Source organism: Methylobacterium sp. J-088 (assembly GCF_022829295.1).
Taxonomy (GTDB): Bacteria; Pseudomonadota; Alphaproteobacteria; order Rhizobiales; family Beijerinckiaceae; genus Methylobacterium.
Window position 1 is genome coordinate 1 of sequence record NZ_JAKSYH010000198.1, and the last position, 1,893, is coordinate 1,893.

At 70.5% G+C, this 1,893-nt stretch carries 1 protein-coding gene; it reads left to right on the plus strand.

Annotation, left to right across the window (positions count from 1 at the left end; translation table 11 throughout):
• Nucleotides 1-1,893 (plus strand): 1-deoxy-D-xylulose-5-phosphate synthase (gene dxs, locus MKK63_RS22140; protein ID WP_409564542.1); only part of this gene is annotated, 1,893 nt, incomplete at both ends.

Genomic DNA, 1,893 nt, shown 5'->3' on the forward strand with positions numbered 1-1,893 from the left:
TCCCGAACCCGGCAGCGTTGCGGCGTCTTCCGGAATCGGAGCTGCAGACGGTGGCGGATGCGGTGCGCGCCGAGATGATCGACGCCGTCTCGATCACCGGCGGCCATCTCGGCTCGGGGCTGGGCGTGGTCGAGCTGACCGTCGCGCTGCACCACGTGTTCGACACCCCCGACGACCGCATCGTCTGGGATGTCGGCCACCAGTGCTACCCGCACAAGATCCTGACCGAGCGCCGCGACCGCATCCGCACGCTGCGCCAGGGCGGCGGCCTGTCCGGCTTCACCAAGCGCTCCGAGAGCGTCTACGACCCGTTCGGCGCGGCGCATTCCTCGACCTCGATCTCGGCGGCGCTCGGCATGGCGGTCGCCCGCGACCTCGACAACGCCACCGCCAAGCACAAGGGCGGGACACCTAAGCGCCGCAACGCCATCGCGGTGATCGGCGACGGCTCGATGTCGGCCGGCATGGCGTACGAGGCGCTCAACAATGCCGGCGCCCTGCACTCGCGCCTGATCGTCATCCTCAACGACAACGACATGTCGATCGCCCCGCCCGTGGGCGCCATGTCGGCCTACCTCGCCCGCCTCGCCTCGGGCGGCGCCTACCAGACCCTGCGCGAGACCGCCAAGCAGCTCGGCAAGCTCCTGCCGAAGGCGATCTACCAGCGCGCGGCGGCGGCGGAGGAGTATGCCCGCTCGCTCGTGGTCGGCGGCGGCACGATGTTCGAGGAGATGGGCTTCCACTATGTCGGCCCGGTCGACGGGCACAACCTCGACCACCTGCTGCCGGTGCTCAAGAACGTGCGCGACGCCGAGCACGGCCCGATCCTGCTCCACGTGGTCACCCGCAAGGGCAAGGGCTACGCGCCGGCCGAGGCGAGTGCCGACCGCTACCACGGCGTGGTCAAGTTCGACGTGGTCTCGGGCGTCCAGGCCAAGGCCAAGCCGAACGCGCCGGCCTACACGCGGGTGTTCGGCGAGAGCCTGATCAAGGCGGCCGACGCGGATGACAAAGTCGTGGCGATCACCGCGGCGATGCCGGGCGGCACCGGCATCGATCTTTTTGGAAAAGCCCATCCGGACAAGACCTTCGACGTCGGCATCGCGGAGCAGCACGCGGTGACCTTTGCGGGCGGATTGGCGACGGAGGGCTACCGGCCGTTCGTGGCGATCTACTCGACTTTCCTGCAGCGGGCCTACGATCAGGTCGTGCACGACGTGGCGCTGCAGAACCTGCCCGTGCGGTTCTGCCTGGACCGGGCGGGCCTGGTCGGGGCGGACGGGGCGACCCATGCCGGGGCGTTCGATCTGGCGTACCTGTGCTGCCTGCCCAACATGACCGTGATGGCGGCCTCCGACGAGGCCGAGCTGGTCCACATGGTGGCGACCGCGCATGCCCATGACAGCGGCCCGATCGCGCTGCGCTACCCGCGCGGCGAGGGCGTCGGCGTGGAGTTGCCCGAGCGGGGCGAGGCTTTGGCCGTCGGCAAGGGCCGGGTGGTGCGGCGGGACGCGGAGGCGCGGGTGGCGATCCTCTCGCTCGGCACGCGTCTGGCGGAGGCCCTGAAGGCGGCCGATACGCTGTCCGAGCAGGGCGTTGCGGTCACGGTCGCGGATGCACGCTTCGCCAAGCCGCTGGACGAGGCGCTGATCCTGGATCTGGCGCGCGACCACGAGGTGCTGCTGACGATCGAGGAGGGCTCGCGCGGCGGGTTCGGCGCGATGGTGCTGCATCTTCTGGCCGAGAAGGGCGCGCTGGATGCGGGGCGGGTGCGGGTTCGGACGCTGACGCTGCCCGACACGTACCAGGACCACGACAGCCCGGAGAAGATGTACGCCGAGGCCGGCCTCGACGCGCACACCATCGTCAGGACCGCCCTCGATACCCTGCCGG